The organism is Fervidobacterium islandicum, assembly GCF_000767275.3.
Taxonomy (GTDB): domain Bacteria; phylum Thermotogota; class Thermotogae; order Thermotogales; family Fervidobacteriaceae; genus Fervidobacterium; species Fervidobacterium islandicum.
The window spans coordinates 754574-780643 of sequence record NZ_CP014334.2 but is presented as its reverse complement, the minus strand read 5'-3'; the positions used below and the strand labels follow the sequence as shown (position 1 = coordinate 780643).

27 protein-coding genes and 1 tRNA gene are annotated in these 26070 nt (G+C 40.8%); 22 read left to right on the top strand and 6 right to left on the bottom strand.

All coding sequences use genetic code 11. The features are described from left to right. The first annotated feature begins 6 nt into the window (after positions 1-6). The 4 genes from rlmD to NA23_RS03665 all read left to right on the top strand — a co-directional run bounded on the left by rlmD (position 7) and on the right by NA23_RS03665 (position 3504). Positions 7-1380, top strand: coding sequence for a 23S rRNA (uracil(1939)-C(5))-methyltransferase RlmD (gene rlmD, locus NA23_RS03680; protein WP_052107049.1), 1374 nt, complete (start codon positions 7-9; stop codon positions 1378-1380). A gap of 6 nt (positions 1381-1386) precedes the next feature. Continuing rightward, complete coding sequence (locus NA23_RS03675) at positions 1387-1797, top strand: SAM-dependent methyltransferase (protein ID WP_203225738.1); 411 nt, start codon at positions 1387-1389, stop codon at positions 1795-1797. A 21-nt stretch (positions 1798-1818) separates the two neighbouring features. After that, positions 1819-2097: a hypothetical protein gene (locus NA23_RS03670; RefSeq protein WP_203225737.1), complete on the top strand. Its 279-nt coding sequence runs from the start codon at positions 1819-1821 to the stop codon at positions 2095-2097. Between the two features lie 213 nt (positions 2098-2310). Next, positions 2311-3504 (top strand): FprA family A-type flavoprotein, encoded by a 1194-nt coding sequence (locus NA23_RS03665; protein WP_033191068.1) that lies wholly within the window; start codon positions 2311-2313, stop codon positions 3502-3504. Between the two features lie 44 nt (positions 3505-3548). Here the strand turns inward: NA23_RS03665 and NA23_RS03660 are convergent, their stop codons facing one another. The 3 genes from NA23_RS03660 to NA23_RS03650 all read right to left on the bottom strand — a co-directional run bounded on the left by NA23_RS03660 (position 3549) and on the right by NA23_RS03650 (position 7331). Beyond that, positions 3549-4544: a 2-hydroxyacid dehydrogenase gene (locus NA23_RS03660; protein WP_033191069.1), complete on the bottom strand. Its 996-nt coding sequence runs from the start codon at positions 4542-4544 to the stop codon at positions 3549-3551. A 20-nt stretch (positions 4545-4564) separates the two neighbouring features. Then, complete coding sequence (gene iscB, locus NA23_RS03655) at positions 4565-5842, bottom strand: RNA-guided endonuclease IscB (RefSeq protein WP_236938661.1); 1278 nt, start codon at positions 5840-5842, stop codon at positions 4565-4567. A 301-nt stretch (positions 5843-6143) separates the two neighbouring features. After that, the gene (locus tag NA23_RS03650; RefSeq protein WP_033191070.1) at positions 6144-7331 is read right to left on the bottom strand and encodes an amidohydrolase; all 1188 of its coding nucleotides are present in this window, start codon (positions 7329-7331) and stop codon (positions 6144-6146) included. A gap of 191 nt (positions 7332-7522) precedes the next feature. Here NA23_RS03650 and recJ point away from each other — a divergent pair, with 191 nt between their 5' ends. From recJ to NA23_RS03560, 18 genes are all read left to right on the top strand, one after another. Next, complete coding sequence (gene recJ, locus NA23_RS03645; RefSeq protein ID WP_033191071.1) at positions 7523-10483, top strand: single-stranded-DNA-specific exonuclease RecJ; 2961 nt, start codon at positions 7523-7525, stop codon at positions 10481-10483. Positions 10484-10506: 23 nt separating this feature from the next. Beyond that, a complete protein-coding gene (gene ruvX / locus NA23_RS03640) occupies positions 10507-11172 on the top strand; it encodes a Holliday junction resolvase RuvX (protein WP_033191072.1) in 666 nt (221 codons plus the stop codon). A gap of 51 nt (positions 11173-11223) precedes the next feature. Further along, positions 11224-11300 (top strand) — tRNA-Arg (locus tag NA23_RS03635). 69 nt (positions 11301-11369) lie between these two features. Then, the gene (locus tag NA23_RS03630; RefSeq protein WP_033191073.1) at positions 11370-12464 is read left to right on the top strand and encodes a M24 family metallopeptidase; all 1095 of its coding nucleotides are present in this window, start codon (positions 11370-11372) and stop codon (positions 12462-12464) included. A 4-nt stretch (positions 12465-12468) separates the two neighbouring features. Continuing rightward, a complete protein-coding gene (locus tag NA23_RS03625) occupies positions 12469-12822 on the top strand; it encodes an AtpZ/AtpI family protein (protein ID WP_052107050.1) in 354 nt (117 codons plus the stop codon). Continuing rightward, positions 12800-13189 (top strand): hypothetical protein, encoded by a 390-nt coding sequence (locus NA23_RS03620; RefSeq protein WP_033191074.1) that lies wholly within the window; start codon positions 12800-12802, stop codon positions 13187-13189. Before NA23_RS03625 ends, NA23_RS03620 begins: the two co-directional genes overlap by 23 nt. Positions 13190-13200: 11 nt before the next feature. Beyond that, a complete protein-coding gene (gene atpB / locus NA23_RS03615) occupies positions 13201-14058 on the top strand; it encodes a F0F1 ATP synthase subunit A (protein WP_033192402.1) in 858 nt (285 codons plus the stop codon). Positions 14059-14124: 66 nt separating this feature from the next. Beyond that, complete coding sequence (locus NA23_RS03610; protein ID WP_033191075.1) at positions 14125-14382, top strand: F0F1 ATP synthase subunit C; 258 nt, start codon at positions 14125-14127, stop codon at positions 14380-14382. A gap of 10 nt (positions 14383-14392) precedes the next feature. Next, positions 14393-14878: a F0F1 ATP synthase subunit B gene (gene atpF / locus NA23_RS03605; RefSeq protein WP_033191076.1), complete on the top strand. Its 486-nt coding sequence runs from the start codon at positions 14393-14395 to the stop codon at positions 14876-14878. Then, the gene (locus tag NA23_RS03600) at positions 14875-15420 is read left to right on the top strand and encodes a F0F1 ATP synthase subunit delta (RefSeq protein WP_033191077.1); all 546 of its coding nucleotides are present in this window, start codon (positions 14875-14877) and stop codon (positions 15418-15420) included. The genes atpF and NA23_RS03600 overlap by 4 nt, the downstream gene beginning before the upstream one ends. 4 nt (positions 15421-15424) lie before the next feature. After that, on the top strand, positions 15425-16948 hold the full coding sequence (gene atpA, locus NA23_RS03595; RefSeq protein WP_033191078.1) for a F0F1 ATP synthase subunit alpha: 1524 nt from the start codon (positions 15425-15427) through the stop codon (positions 16946-16948). A gap of 6 nt (positions 16949-16954) precedes the next feature. Beyond that, complete coding sequence (atpG, locus tag NA23_RS03590; protein ID WP_033191079.1) at positions 16955-17797, top strand: ATP synthase F1 subunit gamma; 843 nt, start codon at positions 16955-16957, stop codon at positions 17795-17797. Between the two features lie 42 nt (positions 17798-17839). After that, the gene (gene atpD, locus NA23_RS03585; RefSeq protein WP_033191080.1) at positions 17840-19258 is read left to right on the top strand and encodes a F0F1 ATP synthase subunit beta; all 1419 of its coding nucleotides are present in this window, start codon (positions 17840-17842) and stop codon (positions 19256-19258) included. Between the two features lie 40 nt (positions 19259-19298). Beyond that, positions 19299-19586 (top strand): F0F1 ATP synthase subunit epsilon, encoded by a 288-nt coding sequence (locus NA23_RS03580; RefSeq protein WP_033191081.1) that lies wholly within the window; start codon positions 19299-19301, stop codon positions 19584-19586. Between the two features lie 96 nt (positions 19587-19682). Beyond that, a complete protein-coding gene (locus tag NA23_RS03575) occupies positions 19683-20501 on the top strand; it encodes a DegV family protein (RefSeq protein ID WP_236938531.1) in 819 nt (272 codons plus the stop codon). Positions 20502-20542: 41 nt separating this feature from the next. Next, complete coding sequence (locus tag NA23_RS03570) at positions 20543-21370, top strand: DegV family protein (RefSeq protein ID WP_033191082.1); 828 nt, start codon at positions 20543-20545, stop codon at positions 21368-21370. Between the two features lie 3 nt (positions 21371-21373). Beyond that, positions 21374-21856 carry a hypothetical protein gene (locus NA23_RS03565; RefSeq protein ID WP_033191083.1) on the top strand — a complete coding sequence of 161 codons (483 nt, stop codon included), beginning with the start codon at positions 21374-21376 and terminating at the stop codon, positions 21854-21856. Positions 21857-21860: 4 nt separating this feature from the next. Further along, positions 21861-22415, top strand: coding sequence for a ribosome hibernation promotion factor (locus tag NA23_RS03560; protein ID WP_033191084.1), 555 nt, complete (start codon positions 21861-21863; stop codon positions 22413-22415). Positions 22416-22700: 285 nt separating this feature from the next. On the opposite strand, the gene NA23_RS03555 is transcribed toward NA23_RS03560, so the two are convergent. The 3 genes from NA23_RS03555 to thiC are packed head-to-tail and all read right to left on the bottom strand — an operon-like array spanning position 22701 to position 26068. Next, positions 22701-23972, bottom strand: a complete 1272-nt coding sequence (locus tag NA23_RS03555; RefSeq protein ID WP_033191085.1) for a thiamine-phosphate synthase family protein — start codon at positions 23970-23972, stop codon at positions 22701-22703. Beyond that, positions 23972-24748, bottom strand: coding sequence for a TIM barrel protein (locus tag NA23_RS03550; protein ID WP_033191086.1), 777 nt, complete (start codon positions 24746-24748; stop codon positions 23972-23974). The genes NA23_RS03555 and NA23_RS03550 overlap by 1 nt, the downstream gene beginning before the upstream one ends. Positions 24749-24769: 21 nt before the next feature. Next, positions 24770-26068, bottom strand: a complete 1299-nt coding sequence (thiC, locus tag NA23_RS03545; protein ID WP_033192404.1) for a phosphomethylpyrimidine synthase ThiC — start codon at positions 26066-26068, stop codon at positions 24770-24772. Positions 26069-26070: the final 2 nt, after the last annotated feature.

Below are 26070 nucleotides of genomic sequence, written 5' to 3'. Positions count from 1 at the left end.
GGGATCATGATTGACAAAGACTTTTCGAAACACACAAGGGATGTGGGACAAGCTTACACGGTTTACATAGAGCGCTACGCATATGGTGGGTACGGTATCGGGAAACTGCCGGGCGGTAAGTTGGTCTTCGTAGAAGGTACGTATCCAGGTGACTTGGCACAGATCGAAATTCTCCAAGAAAAATCTGATTTGGCTTTTGGAAGACTGGTAAATCTACTAGAAAAGTCAGACATTCGCAGGGCACCGAAGTGCAAATATTTCAATGTTTGTGGCGGATGCCAGATAATGGATGTGGAATACGAGAAACAACTGGAATTGAAAACTCAAATTGTTAAAGAGCAATTAAAACGTATAGGAAAAATCGAAACCGATGTCGCCCGAACAATTCCGAGCGATTTGGAATTCGGTTACAGAAATAAAATGGAGTTTGCATTCTCGTATAGCAACAAGGAAGGCGTTATCCTTGGATTAAAGATGAGAAATAGTAACAGAGTTGTCGATATTGACGAATGTCCAATATCACCCAGCTCGTTTAACAGGGCTTTAGAGGTCGTCCCAGAGATTATTGAATTAAGCAAAGCTAAAATCTACAATCCGAAAACGCGTTCAGGCATGCTTAAGCATTTGGTTATGAGGTACTCTCACTCTAACAACCAAACTATGGCAATATTCGTCACTAGAACAGAAAGATTTGAAGAAGCGAAGTTTATCAGGGCAGAACTGTTGAAGAGAGTTCCTCAGATAAATTCCATAATTCATGTTATGAATTCCTCAGATAGCGTTGTACTAAGAGGGCCGTACAAAACGCTTTACGGCTCAGGTGTTTTGGAGGTAGAGATGGATTATGAAAAATTCCAAATTCCTCCGACGGCATTTTTTCAAAACAACTATCATGTTGCTGCTAAAATGATAGAATACGTTACAAAACAGCTTGATTTGAAAGGTAGCGAAAGGGTGTTGGACCTCTACGCTGGTGTTGGAACATTCAGTATGCGTTTAGCCATGCTCTCAAAACACGTCACAGCTGTTGAGAGCTCTCATATAGCAGTTAAGGCTGGGAAAGCGAACGCGAATATAAACAATTTGAGAAATGTGAAATTTGAAGAAGCAGATGTCGAAGAATATCTAAAATCGTTTGATAACAAAGTCAACATTATAGTCCTTGACCCACCGCGGAGCGGGGCTGGAAAAGAAGTGTGTGAAGAGATAATACGGATCAGCCCAGAAAAAATAGCTTATATCTCGTGTGATCCTACAACTCTGGCAAGAGATTTGGCGATTCTGAAGGAAAAGTACAAAATAATCTCCGTCCAGCCTTTTGATATGTTCCCTCAGACGTATCACGTGGAAACTGTTGTGTTATTAGAGAAATCGGAGTGATTATACTTGGAAGCAAATCGTTATAGAGATTACATCTCTTCGGAAACGATGATGGGTCCAAACTGTGTAGTGATTCTCGAGGAGTTATTAAATAAATACCCTTTGAAAGTAGGCACTGATGATTTGGTCCTTGACTTAGGATGTGGGAAAGGACTATCAAGTCTTGTCATCGCAAAGGAAACTGGTGCGAAAGTTTATGCAGTTGATCTTTGGATAACTGAGCAAGAAAACTGGAAGCGATTTTCAGAATGGAGCATTGATGATAAGGTAACACCTATTTGTGAAGATGCAAATAATCTGCGTTTTGAAGAAAGGATATTTAGCGCCATGATTAGCATCGATTCCTACCACTATTTTGGTGGTGAGGTTGGGTTTTTTCAAGAAAAAATACTTCCACTTTTGAAAGACGGCGGATAGGTCCTGATAGGCATTCCAGGAGTGAAGGATGAATACGCAGCACAAGTAGAAGAACTCCTATCAGATTGGCTTGGCGATGATGCCAAGATGTTTAAAAGTCCTAAAACTTGGAAGGGGCTCATTGGTGAGAACGAAAGAATAGACTCTGTAGTGACGTGGGAAATGGATGGTTTTGAAGCTGCGTGGGTAGACTGGCTCACAATTGGCAATGAACATGCGTATAAAGATATGCTATACTATGAAAGGATTATAAAGCCGTACACCTGCCTTGTTGGGATATATGTGAAGCTAAAAGGTTAGTTGTTAATTAACAATCGTCAAAAACTTTTGAAAAAATCAGTTAAAAGAATTAGCAAAAGTTAGATTCAAGTTCAAAAACGAGTACGATACTTAAAACTTTATTTGTTTCGTTGGTTTATTTTGTTAAACATTAGACTTGATATAACATGAAAGGTTTGATATAATCAGATTGAGCGTTAATTTGTAAAATCGTCTCCTTTGGAGGTGCTGATGATGGAGATTGTGGCAAAGATTGTTGACGGTGTTTACTATGTTGGCGTAAATGACAGAGACACGCACTTGTTTGAAAACATTTGGCCTTTGACAAAAGGTGTTTCATACAACTCATACCTTGTGGTCGATGAAAAAACCGCACTTATTGATACTGTCAAGGTTAGCAAGATGAAGGAGTATATTGAGAAGATTGCTCAAATCCTCGATGGAAAACCTCTTGATTACTTGATAATAAATCATATGGAGCCTGATCACTCGGGAGCTATATCATCGATAGTTCACGCTTTCCCGAATGTGAAGATCGTCGGGAACAAAAAGACATTTGAATTTATAAAAGCCATGTATCACTTGGAAGCGAATTTCCACGAAGTAAAAGAAGGCGATGAAATTAATCTTGGCAGTAGGACTTTGAAATTTTATATGACCCCTATGGTTCACTGGCCAGAGACAATGATGACTTACGAGTTGAAGGATAAAATCTTGTTCTCTGGTGACGCTTTCGGCGGTTTTGGCTCACTTGATGGTGGCATTTTTGATGATGAAGTGGATGTTGATTACTTTGAAAACGAAATAAGGCGGTACTATTCAAATATCGTCGGTAAATTTGGTCCGATGGTTCAAAAAGCTCTTCAAAAGCTCTCAGGGCTCGAAATCAAAATCGTGTGTTCCACCCATGGCCCTGTATGGAGAACAGATCCAAATCATATAATAAGTGCATATGATAGGTGGAGCAAATATGAATATGAAGAGGGTGTTGTTATAGCCTACGGAACTATGTATGGGAGCACCGAAAAGATGGCGGACTATATTGCGAGAGTCCTTGCAGAAGAAGGAGTTAAGAACATTAGAGTCATGAACACATCAACAACACACGAATCGTTCATCATTAATGAAATCTGGAGATTTAAGGGTGTAATACTCGGAACATGCACTTACAATAACTGGATCTTCCCACCTATGGAGAACTTGGTAATTAATTTATCTCACAAGGGACTTCCCAACAGAGTCTTCGGCGTTTTTGGAACATACGGTTGGAGTGGTGGAGGAGTGAAGGGATTAGTTGAGTACATCCAAAAGAACAAATGGGAACTGGTTGGTGAACCTGTTGAAGTTCAATTCACGCCAAAAGAGGAGGATTTCAACCGCTTAAGAAAGCTTGCGATTGAGATGGCTAAAGCTGTTAAGAAAGCTTGATATAGAAAGAAAGACCTCCGGCTTGCTGCTGGAGGTCTTTTTTATTACCCTTGGAATATTGATTTTTGTTCTGGAACAAGGTTTGGTGGAATCTTACCTTCTAAGGCGTAAATTACATTGAGTGCTACCATTTCTGACATTCGATCTCTTGTTTCGTAAGTTGCAGAACCTATGTGTGGTAAGAGTACTACGTTATCTAATTTTTCTAAACCAGGTGTGAGCTGGGGTTCGTTTTCATAAACATCAAAACCAGCTCCTGCAATTTTTCTTTCTTTAAGAGCCTCGTAGAGGGCCTTCTCATCAACAACGGGTCCTCTGGCTGTATTAATCAAAATAGCATTTGACTTCATTTTAGCAATTCGATTAGCATCTATGAGGTGATACGTTTCTTTCGTCAGCGGTGTATGGATTGAGATGAAGTCTGAGGTTTCGATAAGTGAATCCAAATCGACGTATTCAGCATTGTACTGTCTTTCTATTTCTTCGGGTAGTCGGTGCCTGTTGAAGTACACGATCCTCATTCCAAATCCCAAGGCTCGCCTGGCCACCGCTTGTCCTATTCTACCCATGCCAATAATACCTAACGTCTTACCGTACAAATCGTACCCGAGGAACAATTTTGGCTTCCATCCTACGAAATTACCTTCTCGCACGAATTTGTCTGCCTCTACTATACGTCTTGCAACAGCCAAAATAAGTGCGAACGCTATGTCGGCAGTTGCTTCCGTCAAAACACCTGGTGTGTGAGTTACAAAGATACCTTTCTTAGTCGCTGCTTCCACATCAATGTTGTTATATCCAACAGCGTAGTTCGCTATGATTTTTGTTCTCTCTAAATTATTTATGAATTCTGCATCTATTGGATCTCTAAGTTGTGTGATTACAGCGTCCGCGGATTTTGCTCGCTTAAGAAGTTCTTCTTTTCCCAAAAAATCTTCACCATAGTATACATCAACTTCAAACTTTTCTTTCAGTATTTCGATTCCTTTTTCAGGGATTGCGTAGGTTATAAATACCTTTGGTGTGCCGAGCGTGATCATCAGAATTATTCACCTCCGACTTAGAGGCACGCGACTTCTGTCGTGTGAGACTTGGAATAGTTTGCTTTCCTCTTGCTATATTGCCAACCATCAGCTATTTGAATCAGCTTGCAGTACTTATAACTTATTCCCTGACAAATCCTTTTGCCATTCGTATCCTTAATGTCGAAAAATCCACTTCCTCTCACTGCTACTGCACCTACCCAAATGCCAGCGTACTTTCCTCGTGGCACAATAGCTTTAACTATATCTCCAGTTTGAAAACCAAAGTGTTTCTTACGTCTTTGTCTATGCCCACGTGGGAAACCAAACTTATCTGTATTACACATCTGCCTTGTACCACGACCAACTGCACGCCATATTTGCACATAGCTTTGTGTTATACGAATCTCACTCGGTGTACTCTCACCAACACAACATGCATCGAAATAGTGCTCTTTGGGAAACCCCAGACGAATGCGATTTGCCTTTGTTAGCGCTCCTGTTTCGTATTCAGCTGGTATTCCAAAACCGCTTAATGATTTGCTCAGATATGAGCGTATTGAATTCATGAATGCTGGTTGCTTGTATGTTTGCCTTGCCTGCTCTTCAACATGTGGGTATCCAAACTCAGCAGCTGTTTTGTTGCCCTTCTTTTGGTTACACTCACGGCAAGCAAGTGTTAGATTTGATACTCTATCTGTGCCACCTCTTGACCTTGGTACGATGTGGTCGATTTCCAGTGGTACGTCACTTCTACCACAGTACGCACACTTTCGTCCCCACTTTTCCAAAAGATATTCCCTTACCTCGTAGCCAAAAAGCGTGCCTCGTTGGTATTCGATACCAGAAATCTCTGGATTTTGCAACTTTTGAGTATCAAACTTTGCATCTTCGATGGATATTGCACTTATTGGCAACAGCTTTGTCAGTTTCCTTACCGCATTTATAAGCTGGTTTACTCTTGCTTTGAACGATGGTGGCAGCCACCCTTCAGGCCGTCTGCGATTTAGAAACCTAGGCTTTCGATATCTAGTCTTTCTGTTTCTTCTGCTTCGACGAACAGCACATCTGGCATCAAGTTTTTGCTTTATGTCTGTTTTGTGGTGTATCTCGCAAAGAAAAACTGTTTCTGCTACATCTCCGTCTTCTCGCAAAACTGAAAGACCAGTAACCTTCGCTCCTTGGTCGAGTTTTAATCTTAAAGGTTGTAACTCGCTTTGCTGTACTGTTCTGTCTTTTAGACGTATAGTGAACGGATGCATTTTGTGAACCACTGCCCTGCCACGACTAACTGTCTTGCGCGCTTTTCTGAACAGGGCATCAGAGGCTTTTTGTTTTTGTCCAACACAAACACCATACTTATCACTCCATGAAAATGCCCTTACGGGCCTTGTGACGCGCTAAAGCGGACTCACTTTAGCACTCTCCTCGCCAATGTTGGTAGCCGGCGCGTGTGCTGGTCCGTTTCGCCCACACCCCAAAGGTTGTCTGCAACCAGCACTTCCAGGGTCCGGGACTGGAGAAGCATCCCGGAGTGGGTCTTGAGCCTACTACCAACGTAGCACCTTCGTCCCCTTGTCCTTCGGGTCCGGTGCTTAGGCTGGTCAACCAGGGCTTTTACAAGCCCTCGACTTCAGTCGGGGGTAGTTGACCCCACCATTTAACTTCCTGTCCTTCGATGAAGACTTTTTCAACTCTTGCTTGTGGTAGGAATGGGTCATTATCCCATATAACAATATCCGCATCCTTCCCTGGTTCCAGTGATCCAACTCTGTCATCAATCCCAAGAATCTTTGCTGGGTTTATTGTCAACATCTTCAGAAGGTCTTCTCTTTTTGCGCCGTACTTCATCGCTAAAGCTGCGTGGACATTTGCGAACTCCAAGTGTATTACTGGATGGTCAACCATAATTGCCGTCAGCACACCTTTTTCATTGAGAATTCTCACATTTTCATAAGTCAGGTCTTTGAGTTCTATTTTGCTTCTAAAATCATGTGGTCCAACGACGACAGGGACGTTATTTTCAACAAGGTAATCAGCTACTTTGTAAGCCTCTGTGCCGTGTTCTATTACTAGTTTAAAACCAAACTCTTTGGCAATTCGTATAGCTGTGACGATGTCCTGTGCTCTGTGTGCATGGATGCGTGCTGGAATTTCACCTTTCAGCACCAGTTCCCCAATCTCGAGCTTCGGGTCTCTATCGAGAAAAACACCATCTTTTTCCAAAGCTCTTTTTTTCTTCTCCATATAATCTTGGACTTTCATGAAGTAGTTTCTCATCACCGCGGCGATTCCCATTCTAGTAGAGGGCATCTTCTTCATCTCACCGTAAACTCTTTTTGGGTTCTCACCTGTAGCCATCTTCAAACCGGCTGGTGATTTTACTATACAATGATCAACGATATGTGACTTAAATTTTAAGATAGCACCTTGTCCACCGATGACATTTGCACTTCCAGGAACTATCATAACGGTCGTAAAGCCACCATTTAAAGCACGTTTAATGGCCGTATCGTACGGATTGAAAGCGTCAATTGCACGGACATCTGGGGTTACAGGATCTGTCATTTCGTTTCCATCCTGAACAAATCCTATTCCCTCTTCAAACAGACCAATATGTGAGTGTGCGTCTATAAATCCTGGAAGGACGAATTTCCCAGCTGCATCGACAACCTCAACCATTTTGTCTTTCAACTTAATAGATTTACCTATTTTCGCGATCTTTCCGTTTTCAATAAGGATATCACCAACAAATGTACCAGATGTAATTGTTACGAGTGTTCCTCCCTTTATAAGTGTTTTCATACTCTTCCTCACCCCTTGTCTTGTTTATCTAACAACACGCAAAATAATTATAACACTTTTAATTCGTAAAGCGAACTAAGAATTTTTGATTTTTTCTGAAATTTAACCTTGTTACATAGCCAAAAACTCTGAATTTGTGGTAAAATTCAAAGTAGAATTTAAAAATCTAAGAAAGAAAGGTTGAGGAGCTGATGAGATGGGAATTAAGAGAGGTTGATGAATCACTTGTCGACCAGCTTACAAGAGAGCTGGAGATTGATCGTTTGGTGGCAAAGTTGTTGGTGCTTCGGGGTATAAAGACCTCCGAACAAGCTCGGAATTTCTTGTATCCGACAAGGAAGGTTTTGCGTTCACCTTTTTTATTGAAGGATATGGACAAATCTGTTGAAATACTTTTAAAAGCGAGAGATAACAGCGAAAAAGTTATGGTACACGGTGATTACGATGTTGATGGAATAACTGGAACTGCTGTTTTGTACACGTTCCTTTCTGAGAATGGTTGGGATGTCGATTATTACATTCCTAAGCGTGCAGATGACGGCTACGGTATTCAACCACAATTCGTAGAAGATGCCTACAAAAGCGGTGTAAGAGTACTTTTAACTGTGGACTGTGGAATCACAGCATTCGAGGCTATTGAAAAAGCCAAAGAACTTGGGATGAAGGTTGTTATCACCGATCATCACCAGCCTAAAGAAACTCTTCCAAATGCTGATGCTATTGTTAATCCAAAACGCCATGATGAAGAATATCCTTTCAGGGAATTTGCAGGTGTTGGTGTGGCTTACAAGCTTGTATCGGCATTAGCTGAAAAGCTTAACATCCACCCTGCTGTTGTTGATGAATTGCTTGACCTTGTTGCACTGGGTACGGTTGCTGACATGGTTGAACTACTTGACGAGAACCGGTACATAGTTAAAGAAGGACTTAAAAGGTTAAACAACACTGCAAAACTCGGTATCGTTCGTTTAGTTCAAAAACTCGGAATATCGATGATAAGCTCCCGTGATATTGGCTACCGAATAGCTCCAAAGTTGAATGCTGCCGGACGGCTCGATTCTCCAGACGATGCGTTCAGGCTCATCATCACTAAAGATGAAGCAAGTGCTACGGAACTTGCTGAGCTGTTGCTTGGATACAATACGACGAGGCAAAGCATAGAGGCAAAGATCTACAATGAAGCTGTCCAAATGGTCGAAGAAAAGGGACTGAGCTCACTTCCAATTGTTGTTGCCTATGGCCGCGGATGGCATTTGGGCGTTATTGGTATTGTTGCGACAAGGTTGGTTCATCTCTACAACAAGCCTGTGATGGTTATCTCCGTCGAAGAAGATGGTATTGCAAGGGGTTCTGCGAGAAGTGTGCAAGGGGTGAATATAATAGAGCTTCTTGAAAGGTTCAGAGACATTTTTGAGGATTTTGGTGGTCACACAATGGCCTTAGGTTTTAGTCTTAAGGAAGAAAAAATACCCGAGTTAATTGAAGCGATTAAGACACATGTAACAGAGGATGACGTAAGGGTTGAACCGGTTGTTATGATTGACGAAAAGATAACAATTGATGAGATTGACGACAGTATCATAAAAGCAATTGAGTTGCTTGAGCCATACGGACATGGCAATCCAGAACCCGTATTCTTGATTCAGAACAGCGCTGTAGAAAGGCTTAAGATTTTTGGTGAGACTGGGTACAATGTACGTGTGACGTTAAAAGGTAACAATAAAAGTATAGAAGGTGTGGGCTTTGGCTTAAAAATTCAACCGTCTGAATTGTATGGATTGCAGCCACAATTCCTCAGGATGGACGTTGTCGGTAATTTGAGGATGGGAGAAACAGGGTTACAGTTAAATCTGTTGGACTTAAGAGTCACCCACGTTAACGATGAAGATTTAGCTGATAGAACCTTTATTCACTCGTTCATATCAAATTGGCGACAACAAAAAGAAGAAGATTATGATCAACATCGAATCGAAGATGATGTATACCAGAGATTACCCCGCGTTGCGGAGCTTAGTGATGTAAAAAGGCCTGCGTTGATACGGTTTGATATACCGTACAGAAATGCGTTCTTCTTCCACTTGATGAGAAAGGGCAGGACTCTCATTATCAATCCTTCTAGCACAGAAGCAATGCACGTGTATGAAAGCCTGCAAAGGCACAATATATCGGGATTGACTTTGGCAAACTCAATCAATCGTGTTGATGGAAGGCACTTAATAACCAACGCTGTATATGCAGAAAAGTTTATCAATTCCATCTCTGATTTTGATTTTGTTGTGCTCAACGAAATTCAGTTTTTGAGCAAATTCGAACCAGATCTTTATGAAAAGATTCTTAGAATGTTTGGGAACAGGGCGTTTTTCACAACATTGTATACATTTGAATCAAACCTCCCAGTGTACGAAGTTATTGGAAAGAGCGATTTTTCGATCGAAGATAAGAGAAACCAACCTAAATCATTGAATAATTCTAACTCTCCGTTGGTTTATCTCTTCTCTACACATAACTCGGTAGAAATCTTTTTCAACAACTACATAAAGCGAGTATCAAGCAGGGATACGGTTTTTTACTCATCTCAACTTGAGCCATTCCAGAGGTTGATAATTTCCCATCTGGTAAGAAAGAGAAAAGTAAAGCGGTTAGTCTCATCAACCAACAATGATTCCTTGCCTTCACTTTTTGGAAAAGTCGAAGTTAGGCTTTTCGACTTCCCGTACACACTGAGCGAAATAATCGATACAGTTAGTGGTGAAGGAAATGTACTGCTACAACTTAACTACTCAAAGCAAGATGTTTTTAGAAAACGTGATTCGCTAAAAAAACTTTTTCCCTCTAAAGAAGAGCTTCAAAAAATCATCGAAGAGTTGAATATATACCTGCCAATGAAAATGGAAGAATTTGAGCAATTCCTTGGTAATTATAACGTACCGAAGGGGGTCATAAAGAGTGTTTACAAGGACCTTGATGGTATTAGAGACAATTTAGTTCGTGCGGTTGATTTCGAGCCAGAAAAGATAACAAGACTCAAAGAGCGTGATATAGAATTGGGATATTTTGAAAGATACACACTTCAAATAGAATCGCTCAATGTAAAAGAGATGTTTAAACTCATCGATGAAAGATACTTGTACGATTCAGAAATAATAATTTAAATTACAAACAAGGAGAACAGAAAATGTCATTTATAGTGGTTGACTATGGAAAAAGTAAATCTGGCTATGCAGTTGGAAGCGTGTTTGTATCAGAAAGTGGGACGCTGAAAACATCGGAATTATTAAGAAAAATCGAGAACTTCGATACTGTTGTTTTCGGCTTGCCTCTTTCTATGAGCGGAAATTATTCAACACAAACATTTGAAGTGATAAAGTTCGCGCTTAAAGTAAAAGACCGCGGCAAGCGCGTATTATTTGTAGATGAGAGGGTAACCACTAAAATGGCAAAAACTTTTGAGAAGAAGGACGACGATAGGTTTAGTGCGGAGCAATTACTCCTTGAGTATATCCAAAACCCTACAAGCGCTGTTGAATTAAGAAAACATGAAGTGATAGAACCAAGGCAAATTTCATGCGATTTTGCACTTTTTATAGAAGTTCCATTTGTCGAAGCGTTCTCAGTAAGGCAAGGCATAGGGTTTTCAAAAGATCTATACATCGCTTATACATTGTTCAAAAATGGTATTTTCGTATACAGAGTTTGGAGAGATTTTTGTCAAGCTCTTGAGTCGCTTGAAAAACTCCCAGAATCGGTTATAATGAATGAAGAATATAGACTACTTTTGTCAGAATTAGATATTGAAGGATTGGAAAAAATTGTCACTCTTTTCAAAGTCGTGGTAAAATAATTGATGTATATCTATAAGAACTAGCTTAATCAAATAATCATCAATCGGCGCGTGCTCGTAGCTCAATTGGATAGAGCGTCGGACTCCGGATCCGAAGATTGCGGGTTCAAGTCCCGCCGAGCACGCCAAGAAAAAACAAAATTCGAAATCGGCAAAGATTGGTAGTATAGGCTTAGAAATCAAAGGAGGAAAGTTATATGAGAGCGACAAATTCAAAACTAGAGAAAGTAAAGGAACGCGTTTTTGAAAAGGAAGTAGACGCTATAGTTGTTATTAATATCGAAAACTCTAATACTGTTACTACTAGATATCTGTCCGGTTTTACGGGAAGTTTTTCTGCACTTTTGATTACGCCAAGAAGGCATATAATTATAACTGACTCAAGGTACTGGACACAAGTCAAGGAAGAAAGCACCTTTGAATTGGTAAAGTACGTACCACCAAGAAGTTTTTTGGATACCGTTGTTGAGTTAATCAAGAACTTAGATTTGAGAAAAATAGCAATTGAAAAAGAAAGGATTTCTGCAAGCATTTTTGAAACTCTGAAAGATAAGCTCAACGACTGCGAGTTCGAGGATATATCATCCTTAGTTGTTGATGTTAGGTCTGTCAAAGATGAAGATGAAATAGAAAAGATAGAAGTTGCTGTAGAGATTGCTCAGGAAGCATTCAAAAAGATGTTGGAAATTGCGAAACCTGGTATCAAAGAAAAAGAACTCGCAGCTTATCTTGAATACCAAATGAAATTACTGGGAGCGGATGATATCGCATTTGATACTATTATCGCATCTGGTTACAGGGGAGCCCTTCCACACGGGCGCGCTTCTGATAAAAGTATTGAAAAAGGTGAGCCTGTTGTTGTTGATTGGGGAGCAAGGTATAAAGGCTACAACAGTGACCTAACACGTGTATTTTGTGTAGGAGAACCTTCTTCCAACGTCAAGGAAGTGCACAGGATAGTATTTGAAGCTCAACAGAAAGCACTGGATGCTATAAAAGCCGGCGTTACCGGAAAAGAAATAGATGCTATAGCAAGAAATTACATTCAAGAGGCTGGATACGGTGAATATTTCGGCCATGGTTTAGGTCACGGCCTAGGTCTTGAAGTACATGAAAATCCAGGGCTTAGTTTCAGATGGGACAAGCCCTTGCAACCTGGGCAGGTTGTTACAGTAGAACCGGGCATATACCTCGAAGGTGAATTTGGTATAAGGATTGAGGAAGACGTTGTAGTTAGAGAAAATGGCTGCGAAATATTAACCAGCCTTCCGAGGGAATTAATTATTATTTGAAGGAATGAAAAGCTTGTCTGGAGATGTTTATAAACACAAGAAGTCTGGTACGGCAAAAGGTCTTGGCAAAGAGCTTACAAAACTGAACCTTATCTCGGGATTGGGATTCACAATAATAGCGAATGTCTTGGTTGGTTACCTTCTTGGGGCTTTTTTAGATGGCCTATTTTCCACAACGAAGATTTTTAAGATTATCTTCATTGTGCTTGGAACATTATCAGGTGTATACAACGGGATAACCTATATTATCAAAGAGCTCGAAAGATATGATAAAATTGAGAAACAAAAGACTGAGGACTTGGCTATATCAAAGGATCAAGAAAAGAGTAAAGACGATGGCAAACAAAACGATGAATAGTTCTGACAAGCAAGTAGTTGTAGGTTTCGTCAAGAAAATGATTATTTACTCGTCCTTCATTTCGCTTGTATTTTTCCTGATAGGAGCTGCATTGAAGCAATTTGATTTTGCACTTGGTGTGATTATAGGCGAAACAGGTGTTATAATTGGATTAATCTCAATTATCACTACAAAAGATCGATACTTCAAGTTTGGAAAAGGGTATTTCAGAACAGGCTATTTTTTGAGATATGCACTTTATTCATCGCTCTTTTTGTTAGCAGCCGTTGTTTCAAATGATCCGGCAGAGGGTATTTTGGGTGTTTTCGCTGGATTGATGAGTCTAAAAATAGTTGTATTTCTCTTTGCCTGGAGGTGGAAACTTTGAGCAAGAAGAAGATGAGTAAGAAGGCGAAAATTCAGCTGATTATTTTCTTGGTAATCTACACTGTCGTGGGACTCTTAAATGCCAAGTTAATGACCGCTCCACCCTCAGAAGCGCTTAAAAATATAGCAAATCGCTGGATCGTTCAGTTTGGTCCTAAAGATGCTTGGTATTACCGAATTAACCCGATGACTGTAATCATGTCTGTTGCTGTAGTTGCCATCATAATTGCCTTTGCAAAGTCCGTTCACAAGGAATTTAAACTTATTCCCAATAGAAAGCAGGCGTTTGCCGAATCCCTCATGGATTTTCTATACGAGATTGTGGAAAGTAGCGTTCCTAATGAAAAGTATGCAAGAACGGTTTTCAAAATCTCTATGACTTTGTTTTTGTACATTGCCGTTTCAAATCTTATTGGAGGATTTATTCCCGGAGTTTCTGTAGATGTATCGATAGCTGAAAATGGAACAAGGGCTGTCAAGTTTGTTTTATTCAACGATACATGGTTCCCACCAACAGGGGATTTAAACACGAATCTTACGTATGCAGTTATGGTTTTCATCATTAGTCAGTATTTTGCCATAAAGACAAAGGGTGTTAAAGGCTGGCTGAAGGGATTCCTTGAACCCGTTGCCTTTATGCTTCCGATGAACATCGTGGGTGAGCTTGCAAAACCGCTTTCTCATGCGATGCGTCTTTTTGGTAACATAACAGGTGGAGGTATACTGGTACTCGTTATCAGTTATCTTGTAAAGTATATGTTCCTACCACCATTTCTGTGGGCATATTTCGGAATATTCTCTGGCTTAATTCAAGCTTTTGTTTTCTCCACGTTAGCAATTGCTTACATGTCTTCTCAGATCGAAGGTTAGTGGATGCATATGAAGAGGCAGTAATATACTATCCGAACTTAAACTTATTGTGAGGAGGGAGTGCTTATGGAATTTTCTGCAGAACTTGCAAAAGCGATTATGGTAGCGGGTAAAGCCATAGGTGCAGGGCTTGCTATGGGTATTGGTGCTATTGGTCCTGGTGTCGGTGAAGGTAGTATTGGTGCACACGCTATGGATGCTATTGCCAGACAGCCAGAGCTTACGAACGTCATAACAACGCGTATGATTCTCGCAGATGCTATTGCTGAAACAACAGGTATCTATTCCCTTGTTATTGCGTTCTTGATACTCTTCGCGTTGTGAGGCGGTCCTTATGGATCTTTTTGAGATCAATTTAACCTCTGCTGTTCAACTTCTGAGCTTTTTGTTTTTGTTGTGGATGTTGAACAAGCTTCTTTACAAGCCTTTCTTTTCCATGATGGATAAACGGAGAGAAAAAATAGAGGGTGACCTGGCTGAAGCCGAACAGCTCCGTAAAAGCGCTGATGCAATGAAAAAGCAAGCAGAAGAGGAACTCAAAGCTGCACGGCAAAAGGCAGAACAAATCATAGCTGCAGCAGAGAGGGAAGCGGAAAAGATTGTCGATGAAGCTAAACAAAGAGCTCAAAAAGAAGCTGAAAAGGTTATAATAAATGCACAAGCAGAAATAGAAAGGCAAAAGCAAGAAGCTATCTCCCAAGTCCAATCCATTGCAACGGAACTTGCTATTAGCCTTGCGATGAAGGTACTCAAGGATGTCGTTGATGAAAAGGCAAAAAGAGAATACCTTATGAAAATCATAAGGGAGCATGAAAAATGATATACTCGGCTATAGCGAGTAAATATGCAATGGCTTTGTATAACGTTTCAAAAGTTAATAACAAAACGGAAGAATACAAGGAAAACTTGAAAGTTTTTACACAAATATACGACTACATGTCTGTCTTTCTAAACAATCAGGCGATAAAACCGGAAAACCGTGCACAAGTCGTCTGCCAAATAATGAACGAGCTTGGATTAACAGTAGATCATGTTTTTAGCCGTTTCGTTTACCTTCTAATTGCTAACAAGAGACTTAAGTACATCAAACAAATTGCTACATTTTTCGATTACACCATGCTTGAAGACAAAGGCTTGATACCTGTCAATTTGACAGCAGCTATCGAACTCACGGGTGAAGAAGAAAGATTGCTGGCCGACTTTGTTAGAAGATACACAGGTAGAGAACCTGTTTTCAGCATGGCCGTAAACGAAGATTTGATTGCAGGGGTTGTTATGGAATTTGCTGGTAAAAGGTTTGACGCAAGCATCAAAGGAAGACTTGAGAACTTGGCCCGCAACGTGCTGAGAAGAGAGGGGTGATACCTTGAGATTAAACCCTGGAGAGATTGTTAGAGTATTGGAAAGTAAAATAGCAGAATATCAAGAAGAGATAAAGCTTGAAGATGTTGGAAAGGTTATACAAGTCGGAGATGGCATAGCAAGAGTTTATGGATTGAACAACGTAATGGCCAACGAAATGGTTGAATTTGTAGAAACCGGTACCAAAGGATTGGCTTTCAACCTGGAAGAAGATAACGTTGGTATCATTATACTCGGTGATTACAAAGAGATAAAAGAAGGTCATACGGTTCGAAGGCTTAATAGAATCATGGAAATTCCTGTTGGAGAAGGGCTCCTTGGTCGTGTCGTCAATCCTCTTGGAGAACCGCTCGATGGACTTGGCCCTATTGAGTACAAAGAAACAAGACCTGTGGAATTTAAGGCGCCTGGTGTTATTTATAGGAAACCTGTCGATACGCCACTTCAAACAGGTCTCAAAGTTATAGATTCTTTGATACCCATTGGAAGAGGGCAAAGGGAACTAATAATCGGAGATAGGCAGACAGGTAAGACAGCTATAGCAATAGATACAATTATCAACCAAAAAGGTAAAGGAGTATATTGTATCTACGTTGCAATAGGGCAAAAAGCCTCTGCAGTGGCAAGAATAGTCGAAAAGCTCAGGCAAACAGGTGCTATGGAATACACAACCGTTGTTGTTGCGGCTTCGTCTGACCCTGCAACATTGCAGTACCTTGCACCGTACGCCGGTTGTGCAATGGGCGAATACTTTATGTTCAATGGGAAGGACGCGCTCGTAGTTTACGACGACCTGTCGAAGCACGCGGTTGCTTACAGGCAAATTTCGTTGCTTTTGAGAAGGCCACCTGGAAGGGAAGCCTACCCTGGTGATGTGTTCTACTTGCACTCAAGATTACTTGAACGTGCGGCAAGGTTGAATGAGGATTACGGAGGCGGTTCTCTGACCGCTCTTCCAATAATTGAGACGCAGGCAAACGATATTTCTGCTTATATTCCAACAAACGTTATTTCCATCACAGATGGTCAGATATACCTTGAACCTAACCTGTTTTACGCAGGACAAAGACCTGCCGTTAACATAGGTCTGTCAGTTTCTCGTGTCGGTGGAGCTGCGCAAATCAAAGCAATGAAGCAAGTCGCAGGTTCTTTGAAGCTCGATTTGGCGCAGTACCGCGAGCTTGAAACATTTGCTCAGTTTGCAACCGAGCTTGATCCAGCTACGCAAGCTCAAATAACAAGAGGTCAGAGATTGATGGAGCTCATGAAACAACCGCAATACAGCCCTATGGAAGTTGAAGAGCAAGTCGTGGTACTATTTGCAGGTGTTAATGGCTATCTCGACGACCTGCCGCTATCTGCGGTCCGTCCATTCGAAGATGGATTCTTGAAATTTGTAAAGGAAAAGTACAAAGAAATATTGGACGAAATAAGGACGACAAAGCAGATTTCAAAAGAATTGGAAGAGAAACTGCATAGCATAGTCAAGGAGTTCAAAGAAGAGTTTGTAAAGGTTTACGGGAAGTGATATTAAATGAGCAGAGGTAAACTGCTTCAAATAAAAAGAAAAATCAACGCTACACAGTCACTCCAAAAGATAACAAAAGCCATGGAAATGGTCTCAACTGCCCGCATTAAGAAGGTCGAAAAAAGACTTCAGATGGCACGGGAGTTCCTCAATGAGACTAAAAAAATAGTCGCGCGTGTCCATTTTGAAGTCAAACATCCGTTCGTGACGGGAAACGGCAAAAAGGTCCTTATTGTCATAGGGACCGATATGGGATTGTGCGGTTCATTCCCAACTGAGATTGCAAAAAGGGCGATTTCACTCGATAAGAAGGAAAATTTCGATCAACTGTACATCGTCGGAGCAAAGATTGCGCCTGTTTTTAGAAATAATCCGAAAGTTGTTCGAATATACGAGCACGTATATGAAACACCAACCTTTGATTTCACTAAAACATTGGTTAACGACTTGCTAGCAAACGGCGCTGGAAAGGTAAAGGTCATATACGGAAGGTTTAAAAATAAATTAGCTCAGGTCCCAGACGTGTACGATTTGACACCTATACAGGTAGAAACAAGTTCAGTATCAGGATCAACTGAAAAAGGCGACAGGTACGAATTCGAGCCATCTGAAGAGAGTTTCCAAAACGCACTTGTTGAATTTTACGCTTCAAGTGTTTTGTATTCTTTAGCTTTTGAGACGAAAATTAGTGAGCTCTACGCACGCCAGAATGCTATGCGGAATGCTACCGAAAACGCTGAAGAAGTGGTCAGAATATTGACCATTGAATATAATAAGGCACGTCAAGCTTCAATTACTCAAGAGCTAATAGAAATAGTAACCGGTGCTGATGCATTGAAGGAAGAGTAATAAAGTAATTTCGAGTTGTTTATAAAAAGGAGCGTGGTAAGCGTGTCCAAAAAGTCCGTAGGTAAGATTGTAAGAATAATAGGACCTGTTGTGGACGTGAAATTTCAAGAAGGAGATTTACCAGACATATACGATGCGCTCGTTGTAATAAACCCGCAAACAGGCAAGAAACTTATTCTTGAAGTTGAACAACTCATAGGTGACAACATCGTTAGGACCGTTGCTATGGACAGCACAGATGGTTTAGTTCGTGGGTTAGAAGTAGAGAACACTGGCGAACCAATCAAAGCTCCTGTTGGCCGTGGAGTTTTGGGAAGAATGTTTAACGTTATAGGTGAACCCATCGACGAGCAGGGTGAATTGAAGGACATAGAATATTGGCCAATTCACAGGCCTGCGCCGAGTATGACAGAACAAAAAACTGAGATAGAGATTCTCGAAACAGGTTTGAAGGTTATAGACCTGCTTGCCCCATTCCCAAAAGGGGGTAAGATCGGATTCTTCGGCGGTGCAGGTGTCGGAAAAACCGTTCTTGTTATGGAAATGATCCGAAACATAGCGATCGAGCACCATGGATTTTCCATATTTGCAGGTGTTGGAGAAAGGACAAGGGAAGGAAACGACCTTTACCTTGAAATGACAGAAGCAGGGGTTTTAAACAACACAGTTCTTGTCTTCGGCCAGATGAATGAACCACCTGGAGCGAGGTTTAGGGTTGCACTAACTGCATTGACAATAGCTGAATATTTCAGAGACGTGGAAGGTAGAGATGTGTTACTTTTCATAGATAACATATTCAGGTTTGTCCAGGCTGGTAGCGAAGTTTCAGCCTTACTTGGAAGAATGCCATCAGCCGTCGGTTATCAACCAACACTCTCAACTGATATGGGTGAACTCCAAGAACGAATAACATCAACTAAGAAAGGATCTATTACATCTGTTCAAGCTATTTACGTTCCTGCTGACGATATCACGGATCCGGCGCCTGCCACAACATTTACACATCTTGACGCTACAATCGTTCTTTCAAGGCAACTCGCAGCGCTTGGTCTATACCCGGCTGTTGACCCACTTGACTCCACTTCTAAAATTCTTGATCCAAACATCGTTGGTAAAGAGCATTATGAAGTTGCACGTGGTGTTCAGGAAGTGCTGCAGAGGTACAAAGATTTGCAAGACATAATTGCTATACTCGGTATGGAAGAACTTTCTGAAGAAGATAAATTGATAGTTCAAAGGGCGAGAAAGATCCAGAGATTCCTCACACAGCCAACGCACGTTGCAGAAAGGTTCTCTGGAATCCCAGGGGTCTATGTTCCAATAAAAGAAACAATAAGGGGTTTCAAAGAAATATTGGAAGGTAGATACGATGACTTACCAGAAGCTGCATTCTATATGGTTGGAACAATAGATGAGGCTGTTGAAAAAGCGAAAAAACTTATGAAGTCAGCTGTTATTTAAAAGATAAAGAGGAAATGATACTGCTTAGGAGTTGATTTCGATGAAGATAAAAATAGTAACTCCGTATAAAATTGTTGAATTCGACAATGCCAAATTGATAGTTTTTAAAACTGTCGAAGGAGAGATGGGTGTTCTCGATAAGAGAGCACCCATTATTACAAAACTGGCAATATCTGATGTTCGTATTCAGACAGAAAGTGGCGAGGAGAAACTCAAGGTTATCGATGGCTTTCTCCACTGTGATGGAAGCAGCACCGTTGTTATACTCACAGAGGAAGTTGGAAGACCTGAGGAGTTTGATCCTCACAAATTTCGAAAAGAGGAATAAAAAGACGTAGACAAGTCTTGCAATGCGCTTATATCTGATCGGCAATGCAAAATTACAAATTCTTTGAAGAGGTGAATTCATCTGAAGAGTGCCATAGTGATAGACAGCACTACAAAGTTAAGAGACGATTTTCGTCCAAACATTGATATATACACCGTGCCTGTCCGGGTCTTCATAAACGACCAAGAGTTTGATGACACAGAAGAGATAACGGATAAGATTCTTGAGGCGCTAAATAGGGGTGAAAAAGTAGAGACCTCTCTACCACGTGTGGATCTTGTCGAGGATTTGCTGGGACGACTACGAAAAGAATATGACGTTGTCTATGTTTTATCCATCTCCTCTTTACTCAGTGGAACGTATAACCTTTTTTACACAATAGCGAACAAATACGAGAACGTGTTCGTTTTTGATTCAAAGACCGTTAGTATTCAAAATACATACGTTTTAGAGAGGATGGTAAATGATATATCGCTTGGCAAAAAAATAGAAGAAGATGATATAATATCTTATAGAGATGATTCTCTCTTTCTGATTTCCGTTTTTGACGTAACACAGCTTCAAAGAAGTGGAAGGATTGGAAAAGTTACCTCGTTGATAGGTAAAATGATGCACATCAAACCTATACTTACTATAGCGCGAAATGGAGAAGTTCAATTAGTACAAAAGGCCATTGGCATCAAAAAGGTGAAAGACATTATTAGAGAAAAGGTTCAAGAGTTTGTTGAAAAGGCCAGGCAAAAAAATAGGGGAATAAGGGTTTATGGGGCAGTTGGAACGGAAGAATATAAGGATTTTGTGTACGAAGTAGCACAAATGTACGATGTTAAACCATACTTTGTTGATATAGGACCAGCTGTTACAACACATGTTGGGACAGAAGGATTTGGAATACTCGTAGGTTTGGATTTTTGATTCCCAGCGTTATTATTGCACAACGAGGTAGGTGGATCTGTGTGAAAAATATTTACCTCTTTGACAGTTCTGTAGATTACCAGCCTGGCTTTGATTTCGGGGTCCCAACTGACGTATTTCCACTTCGTGTGTATGTGGACGGTAAGGAATATATCGATAAAGTTACTATTACTGACGAACAGTTCTATGAGTTTTGCCTCGCTGGGGCGAAGGTTTCGACCTCTCAACCGAATCCAGAAATGATGAGGGACAAGTTGAAAAAATGTTCTAAAGAATTCGAAGATGTTTACGTGGTCACTATCTCGCAAAAATTGAGTGGAACATATGATACCATCTCGTCTATTGTCAAAGATGAGAGACTGAAAAACGTGGCTGTCCTTGACTCGAAGAGTGGTAGCGTAAAGACAACTTACGTGTTACAGCGCGTGATCAACGCCGCCGAAAATGGCATCAAAGTAACTCAAGAGATAGTTGATACATTTGTTAAGGAGAGTCTATTAGTTTTTTCCGTTTCCTCGCTTGAGTATCTCGAGCGTGGTGGAAGAATAGGTCATGCTAAAGCGTTGCTCGGAAAACTTTTAAGAATCAAACCTATACTCACAACGAACGACGAAGGTTATACAGCTTCACTCGGGATGGAACGAACCCATGACGGACTTATAAACCGAATGAGGGAGCTAACAAAAGAGTTCATGGCAAAAGTAGATAATCCGATAGTAATTGGTGGATACGGAGTTGTTCACATGAAAGAATATCTTGACAAACTTTTGAAAGGATTCAATGTTCACTCAGTGGCGCGAATTGGACCTGCAATAGCTGCTCATGTTGGGCCAGAAGTCTTCGGCCTAGTTGTTGGAAGGGGGTTTTGATTGATGATTAAAGATTATTTGAACAGCGTTATTGAAGAAAAATCCTCTAAGGATTTTATCGTGTTCTCAGCCGTGATTTTTTCAATAGGATTTGTTCTCTCCATTATCTCGAACGCGTTTTTCTTCATTGACCATCCGGTGGTTAAAGTTTTCATTGGAATTGCGAACACTGTCTTCTTTATAGGTGTTGTTGGAGTAAGTATTGTAATTTCTAAGTGGTTTAAGAATACGGATGAAAAACTTTACGCACTTGCCAATCTCTATCTTACGTTCACTTTGATTTTTGCTTTCATGTCTTACTTCGTTCCATTCCTTTTCCTTGTAACCGTTGCACTTATCATAGCATTGATTTTGACTGCGAAGAAATTCATTCTTGGCGAAGAGAAATTACTTGTTGGTAAAACTGTTTCATATTTCCTCATCACTCTGTCTTTCTACACGATGGAACTTGTGACCGAGCTGAACGAACAAATCATACGGAGGTGATTCTATGGACGTCAAGACATTCGCTCGCGGCTTTGAACTCTCAGAAGCTATCGAAAGTTACCTCGACAGAAAACTTGAAAAGGTGAAAAGAGCTCTAGGAATGTTCGTTTCACGGGATGACGTGCACATTGAAGCACGTTTTGACAAAGACGGACCATACTATACCTTAAGATTGATGACACACATTAACGGTAAGGATATTGTTGTCCAGGAAAAAGCAAACGACATTTATGGAGTTATCGACATCGCATGTGATAATTTTGAAAAAGCAATTAAAAGAGAAAGAGAACTGCACAAGTCCTACCACAAATCGAGTGTGAAAGGTTTAACAGAAGCGATGGCCGAAGAACTTTCTCCCAGGTATGAAATTGAAGACGAAGAAGACAAAATTGACAGTGTAAAAAGAGTTTATCTTATGCAAGCTTCGCTGGAAGAAGCGATTGCCCAAATGGACGTCATGGAACATCAGTTCTTCGTTTTCAGGAATGTTGATACCGGAGAAATTAATATGCTCTACAGAAAGAACGGAAAGTACGCATTGATAGAGTTCCAAGAGTGAGAACGATTAATAAAAAATCGGAAGAATTTGCTGAATAAAAAATATGAAACCAACAACAAGTGCCCCTTTGCAGGGCACTTGTTGTTGAATTGAGTGAGAAATGACGCAATTTTTGAGTGGTAAAAACTTAATTTTGAACAACTGGACAAGATTCAATAGTCGTTTCAAGTATCTTGGCAAAGATATCCGAAACATCGTAATTAACAAATGGACCGTGAACGACTCTCTTTATTTTTCTAACCGAAGTACTTTTAATTATCTTAAGAAAATGTTTTTTGAGTTTCTTTATAACCTAACTTGAGTTGTTTTTCCGACGACCTTTTTGATCTTCTCCATAACATCTTTTGGACTTCTTCCAAAAACTCTTATCATCGCTTCTTTTCCAAACCATCCTTCGTCGTAAATGATGTCCGGTATCTGTTCCGAAGTTCTCACAGCACTTTTTATCATCCATTCCATCGATTTTCCATCCTCATTTCTAACCTCATCTGGCTCACTTGCTCTGTCGTACTTGAAAACTTTCAGCCCAGCATTCACTGCGTTTTCTATGTATTCAGGGAGGTACCTAATGTTACTAACACATCTAATCTGTGGAGCGTATTTCTTTGCTGTTAGACACATTCTTGCTGTGTGTGACTTGTCTTTAAAAGCAGGTCCTGACACAAATGTTGGAATTCCTTCTTTGAGCCTAATTCTTCCGGGGAATTTAGCTACTTCGTATTCATTTTCTGACCAAGGCAGAGCATACGACACGTTCTGCCCAACTTCAGGTACCGTGTACTTTCCTATTGTCACAAGCTCTTCGACTATCTCTTCGAGTTCTTCCAAAGCTTCATATTTCATCCATTCACGAGCAAGTTTTTCAGTCTGTACTTGTCTCAACGGTTCCTCCTTTCCGCTGAGTATGAGAATCTTTTTCATGATTCTCATTGTCTCAGTTATGGCTTCGTTCGGTGGATATCCAAAATAGATGAATCCTGCTAACAGACTACTGAATGCGCAACCAGTGCCGTGAAAGTGCGATTTACCATTGTGGATTATTCTTTCTTCTGCAAAGTACTTGCCCGAGTACAAAACAGAAATTCTGTCAGAATGATCGTTCGAATGTCCAAATGTTATTACGAACTTCTTATCAAAATCGCGCTCTGCTATGTGGAGAACTTGAAGCTTTTCAGCTTCGTTGTTGTTTAGAACAACAAGATCTGCGTAATCAAGATTTTCCTTCACTATTTCGGCAGATTCAAAAAAGTAACCAGAACTTGAGCTAAGAATCACGTTCCAAATGATTTTAGCATTTGGGAACTTCTCTCTTATAAACTTTACAAACTCAGGTGAAATGAGTCCGATTTTTATCACCTTAGGTTCCGGAAGAACTGACAACTCTCTTTCAATTTCTTCCCACTTCCTGAAAGTTATAGAGAAAACTCTCTCGCTATTTTGGACGGTATAACAGCTTACAACCCCGAATGCCGTTATCCCAAGAAGCGAAACAGACTTTATATCTTGAAGTATACCCGCTCCCGCAGACGGGTCAAAGCCAGATATCACAAGTAGCATCATAATCCCTCCCAAAAGGCTATAAGTTTTTCAAGTCCCTCTTGACAATCGTTCGATGCTTCAAGCGTAAAATCGCAATTTAGTGACCTTATTCGTTCGAGTAGTATTTTGAATTCCGCAGAACACCCCCAAGGGGCATGGTGACACTTTTCGTAAACCTTTGAATCAGCGTAGTAAAGGTGCACTTCGGAGATGTATTCTTCAACAACATCCACGAACTCCACAGTGCTAAAGCCGTATCGTTCGCTATCGAGTAACAGATGGCCTAAGTCAAGACAGAGAGTTGTACCAGTTTGCTCGAGAAACCATCTGTAGTCTTTTGCGTTGTGGAAATATTCGTTGTAGTAAACGTTTTCTATTCTTACCTGACAATAATTGCTCAAATTTCTAACGTGTTCAATTGCTTCCTTCAAGATATTTTTGTCCTTCAACCAATTCTCTGTTTGCTTTGCGTTTGGAAAGTGGATTACGACATACTCAGCTCCTATCTCTTTTGCTAATTTGCAGCATTGTTCGTTCTTTTCATAAGTTTCTTTTCTTAGTTCGGTTGAAAGCGAAGATGGATTGGGATGAACAGCTTGGTATCTGAAAACAAACGGTGCGTGAATACCAAAAGTAGCACCCTTCTCATTTAAAAAATCAAGGACAACTGGAAGGTCCTCCTTTTTGAAAAAGGTAAGTTCGTAATGCGTTGAATTTGGAAGAGTTTTGAGAAGCGAGACATTAGCTCGAATTAAACTTGTAGAAACACATTTTCTTTTTCTTTTCAAGCTCATAGTGCCACATCACCTGAACAGTTACATCATAACTGTTATCTTACCTTCCGAAAAATCTTTAGTGACTTTAATAGCACAAAAAGGACCGCACATGGAACATCCTTCAGACTCGTATGGTCTGGATTTCAGTTTCTTTTTTGCATCCTCGGAATGTATCGCGAGTTCGAACATTTTGTTCCAATCGAATCTTGCTCGCGCCAAAGCCATTTGATGTTCCAATTCCAGCGCTTTCTTATTGCCCCTTGCAACATCAGCGATAACCGCAGCTATCTTTGAAGCAATTACGCCGTACTTAACATCTTCTACATCCGGTAGTGCCACGTGTTCGGCAGGAGTTACGTAACAGATGAAATCGCAGCCGTGATAAGCAGCGAAGGCGGCTCCAACTGCGCTCACTATGTGATCATGCCCCACTCCTCGGTCTGTCGGAAGTGGGCCAAGTAAGAATATGGGAGCTCCCTTACCTATCTTTTTCATCAACTTCACGTTGGTTTCTATCTCGTTCAGTGGTACATGTCCAGGACCTTCTAACATCACTTGGACACCTTTTTCCCTTGCCCTATCCACAAGTTGACTCATGACAAAGAGCTCTTCCAACTGCTGAGGGTCGGTTGCATCAACCACAGCGCCTGGTCTCATCCCGTCGCCTAAGCTCAGCGTGATGTCGAATTCCGCAGCTATATCAAGTATCTCATCGAAATGCTCATAGAACGGATTCTCCCTATTGTTCTTTATCATCCATCCTGCGATAATAGCCCCACCTCGACTCACGATCTTTAGAATCCGCTTACTGTCTTTGAGCTTTTTTAACACATCCTTAGTGATTCCAACATGGATGGTCATGAAATCTATGCCATCTTTGGCATGAGCATAAACCATGTCTATAAAATCTTTCTCTGAAAAATCGATGACGTTCTTTCCTTCCTCATATGCTTTGACCGCCGAATCGTAAATGGGAACCGAGCCAACGGGTACCGGTGAGTTCTCAACGATGATTCTCCTCATCTCCGATAGATTACCCCAAGTTGATAGCACCATAACTGAATCAGCACCGGCACTAAGGGCAACGTTCAACTTTTCCAGTTCTTCCTTGAGAGACGAGTACCCAAAAGACGTTCCTATGTTCGCGTTCACCTTTACTGAGAAATTAGAACCGATAACCTTCGGTTTACTGATGTTGTGCAATCTGTTCTTTGGAATGACAGCCTGACCGTTTGCCAGCTTTTCCATAATCACTTCGACAGGTACTCCTTCACCCAACGCGCAGATTCTCATCTCTTCAGAAACTATATTGTTCCGAGCCATCTGCATTTGTGTCATGA

Coding starts and splice junctions, on each gene's coding strand:
- rlmD (WP_052107049.1), top strand. CDS start 7: ATGATTGACAAAGACTTTTCGAAACACACAAGGGATGTGGGACAAGCT.
- NA23_RS03665 (WP_033191068.1), top strand. CDS start 2,311: ATGGAGATTGTGGCAAAGATTGTTGACGGTGTTTACTATGTTGGCGTA.
- NA23_RS03660 (WP_033191069.1), bottom strand. CDS start 4,544: ATGATCACGCTCGGCACACCAAAGGTATTTATAACCTACGCAATCCCT.
- NA23_RS03650 (WP_033191070.1), bottom strand. CDS start 7,331: ATGAAAACACTTATAAAGGGAGGAACACTCGTAACAATTACATCTGGT.
- recJ (WP_033191071.1), top strand. CDS start 7,523: ATGAGATGGGAATTAAGAGAGGTTGATGAATCACTTGTCGACCAGCTT.
- ruvX (WP_033191072.1), top strand. CDS start 10,507: ATGTCATTTATAGTGGTTGACTATGGAAAAAGTAAATCTGGCTATGCA.
- NA23_RS03630 (WP_033191073.1), top strand. CDS start 11,370: ATGAGAGCGACAAATTCAAAACTAGAGAAAGTAAAGGAACGCGTTTTT.
- NA23_RS03625 (WP_052107050.1), top strand. CDS start 12,469: ATGAAAAGCTTGTCTGGAGATGTTTATAAACACAAGAAGTCTGGTACG.
- NA23_RS03620 (WP_033191074.1), top strand. CDS start 12,800: ATGGCAAACAAAACGATGAATAGTTCTGACAAGCAAGTAGTTGTAGGT.
- atpB (WP_033192402.1), top strand. CDS start 13,201: ATGAGTAAGAAGGCGAAAATTCAGCTGATTATTTTCTTGGTAATCTAC.
- NA23_RS03610 (WP_033191075.1), top strand. CDS start 14,125: ATGGAATTTTCTGCAGAACTTGCAAAAGCGATTATGGTAGCGGGTAAA.
- atpF (WP_033191076.1), top strand. CDS start 14,393: ATGGATCTTTTTGAGATCAATTTAACCTCTGCTGTTCAACTTCTGAGC.
- NA23_RS03600 (WP_033191077.1), top strand. CDS start 14,875: ATGATATACTCGGCTATAGCGAGTAAATATGCAATGGCTTTGTATAAC.
- atpG (WP_033191079.1), top strand. CDS start 16,955: ATGAGCAGAGGTAAACTGCTTCAAATAAAAAGAAAAATCAACGCTACA.
- NA23_RS03580 (WP_033191081.1), top strand. CDS start 19,299: ATGAAGATAAAAATAGTAACTCCGTATAAAATTGTTGAATTCGACAAT.
- NA23_RS03565 (WP_033191083.1), top strand. CDS start 21,374: ATGATTAAAGATTATTTGAACAGCGTTATTGAAGAAAAATCCTCTAAG.
- NA23_RS03560 (WP_033191084.1), top strand. CDS start 21,861: ATGGACGTCAAGACATTCGCTCGCGGCTTTGAACTCTCAGAAGCTATC.
- NA23_RS03555 (WP_033191085.1), bottom strand. CDS start 23,972: ATGCTACTTGTGATATCTGGCTTTGACCCGTCTGCGGGAGCGGGTATA.
- NA23_RS03550 (WP_033191086.1), bottom strand. CDS start 24,748: ATGAGCTTGAAAAGAAAAAGAAAATGTGTTTCTACAAGTTTAATTCGA.
- thiC (WP_033192404.1), bottom strand. CDS start 26,068: ATGACACAAATGCAGATGGCTCGGAACAATATAGTTTCTGAAGAGATG.